This window comes from Xenorhabdus aichiensis (genome assembly GCF_028598775.1).
In the GTDB taxonomy this organism is placed as follows: domain Bacteria; phylum Pseudomonadota; class Gammaproteobacteria; order Enterobacterales; family Enterobacteriaceae; genus Xenorhabdus; species Xenorhabdus bovienii.
This window is the reverse complement of record NZ_JAQRFO010000099.1, coordinates 1-2,493: the sequence shown is the minus strand read 5'-3', so window position 1 is coordinate 2,493 and position 2,493 is coordinate 1. Positions and strand designations below refer to the sequence as shown.

The 2,493-nt window shown below is 56.6% G+C and carries 3 protein-coding genes; 2 read left to right on the top strand and 1 reads right to left on the bottom strand.

All coding sequences use genetic code 11. The features are described from left to right. On the bottom strand, window positions 1–1,765 hold a 1,765-nt coding region (locus PSI22_RS20960), incomplete at its 3' end, for a CHC2 zinc finger domain-containing protein (protein ID WP_273581418.1). A 136-nt stretch (window positions 1,766–1,901) separates the two neighbouring features. On the opposite strand from PSI22_RS20960, the gene PSI22_RS20955 reads away from it, so the two are divergent. Both PSI22_RS20955 and PSI22_RS20950 read left to right on the top strand, forming a co-directional pair. Then, a complete protein-coding gene (locus tag PSI22_RS20955) occupies window positions 1,902–2,234 on the top strand; it encodes a helix-turn-helix domain-containing protein (RefSeq protein WP_306310642.1) in 333 nt (110 codons plus the stop codon). A 77-nt stretch (window positions 2,235–2,311) separates the two neighbouring features. Then, window positions 2,312–2,493: SymE family type I addiction module toxin (locus PSI22_RS20950; RefSeq protein ID WP_273581416.1), on the top strand; the 182-nt coding region annotated here is incomplete at its 3' end.

Here is a 2,493-nt window from a genome sequence, read left to right as displayed (position 1 = left end):
GTACGCGCTCTTCTTCCGGTATCAGGTTCAGCACGGCGTCCATTAATGACGATTTTCCGGCGGCGCTGCTGCTCTGGATCAGAACGGCTAAGGGTTTGGACAACTTTCTGCTCACCGCCGCCAGATAGCCCGCAAGCAGATTGGTGGATTCGCCGACCACGCCACAGGCCGCTAAGTCTGCGGTGATCTGCGTAGTCAGACAGGGATTTTCCAGCAACGCCAGTGCCGCTTCTCGCTCGGTCAGGCTCATTTCCGCTGCTTTGTGTTCCGTGTCCGATGCCGCCTGTTGCTGCCCCTGCTCGGCAGCCAGCAACACCTGCCCCAGTGAACGCCGCAACTCCGCCTCTCCCAACCCCAGTTCGGTGGCGGCCAGTCTGGCATAGCTGTTGCGGCTGCGGGCACTCATCAGGTCAACCCCGTCGGCGAACAGGACGCCGCTTTGTTTGTCCAGTACCTGCGCATTGAGTTTCATCGCGGCAGCGCCGGCTTTGACTGCGCCCATGCCCCGTAAGCACCATTGCAGTGTGCCGATCGAGATAAACAGCTCACCGTTGTCACCGGACTCACAGACCACGCCCGGTGCCACGCTGTGCGCGGATTCAGCCGCTAAAGAAGAAGCGGTTTCTGGTGCAATGACTGACTCAACCGTTTGACACTCAACAGCAACGGTATTTGCCACCTCCTGCATCGGCACTGCGCCCTCAAGCAACAGGGCAAAGGCCGATTCCGGCTCCGCCATCTGGCACAGATAGCCGTTCGCATCCCTGCCCGGCGGGAACACCACACGCAACGGGGTGATCCCTTTGGCGGCCAGCGCGGCCGCCAGTTTCACCGCCGCCTCATTGCCTGCTTTGTCATTGTCGAACGCGATTAGCACCTGCTTAATGCCGTATTGTTCAACCGCCTGCCAGTGGTCTGCGGTGACGCCGTTCACGCCATAGGCGGCCGTCACATTGCGGTGTCCCGTGACCCAAAACGACATCGCATCAATGAGCGATTCACACAGGATCAGGGACTTGGCCGCACTCAGCGCCGCTTCATTCCAGACGCCGCTATGTTTGCCCGGCAGATAGAGATGTGTGACCGTTCCTCCACGCAACCGCTCGCCGATTTTACGCCCGTACAGCTCCCGCACCTGCCCCTCAAGGTCGATCACCGGCACAACCAGCGAGCCGACAAAATGTTCATGCCCTGACTCCCGCATGATGCCTGATGCCCGCAAGCGGCGGCGGATTTCCTCACCCGCCTTGAGTTTTTTGGCGGGCAGGCGATACCCCAGCGTGCGGTTGGCAAAGCCCAGCTTAAACTGCGCCACTAATTCAGGATGGTTGAGCCGCCGCTTCGCCAGATAGGCCTGCGCTTCCGGGGCATTGAGCAGCGTATGGTGATAAAACTCAACCACCCGTGACAGCAGCGCCTGCTGCCCGGCTTCATCTTCCCGCAACTCATCGGGCTGCACCAGCGGCTCGACGGAGGGATTGACACCCAGCACGGCGCGCAAGCGCTCCACGGCATGGCGCAGGCTCAACCCCTCGGTTTTCATCACCCAGTCCAGCACCGAGCCGCCCGCATCACAGCCAAAGCAGTGATAGAGATTTTTGGACGGAGTGATCACCATTGAGGGCGTTTTCTCCTGATGGAACGGGCACAGCACGGTCATGCCTTTGCCGCGCTTAAAAAGCTGCCGACCTTGTTGCTCAATGATAGCGACTAAGGAGACGGCGGATTTTAGGTGCTGTAATTCTGCTTCCGGGATGCGAGCCATAAAAATGTTCCTTTTAAAACCTTGTCAATGCTCTCTATAGATATTATTATATGCTCTATAAAGGTTATTTAGTCAAGTCTATTTAGAACAGGGGGCGATAATGGAACTCATCAATATTGACAAAGGAACAGACTGGATGAGTTTTTCTACCCGCTTTCTGCAACTGCGCAAGCAGCACAGCCTGACTCAGCCCCAGATGGCTGAGCGTGTAGGCATACACCTGACCCAAGTCCGCCGCTACGAGTCTGGCGAGGCACAGCCCTCTTTGGACATTCTCAAGCGGATTGCCGTCACTTTTAATGTGTCGGCGGACTGGCTGATATTTGAGCAAGAAGAACGCGAGCCGCAGGACGAACTGAAGCTGAAGTTTGAGGCGGTTAAACAGATGGATGCGGAAGAACAACGTTCGGTGATTTCAGTGCTGGATGCCCTGATTCTCAAGCATCAGGCCAGGCTATTGATTGGATAATCTGACTTAACGCGGCGCTGATGTGGTTGCAACACACCAACGCCGCTCACCATAAGCAACTAAACAGGAGTTGAATGATGGCTAAGGCGCATTCTAAGCAAAACCGTGCAGTAAATACAGCGACAAAAACAGAACGTTATTACACCGTGGGATACGTGCCGCAAAATGACAAGGCCAGTGCCCCGCCGGCAATACACCTTAAGGGGCAGTGGCTTAAGGCAGCAGGCTTTGATATTGGCGGCACACTCACCGTCAAGAT

Coding starts and splice junctions, on each gene's coding strand:
- PSI22_RS20955 (WP_306310642.1), top strand. CDS start 1,902: ATGAGTTTTTCTACCCGCTTTCTGCAACTGCGCAAGCAGCACAGCCTG.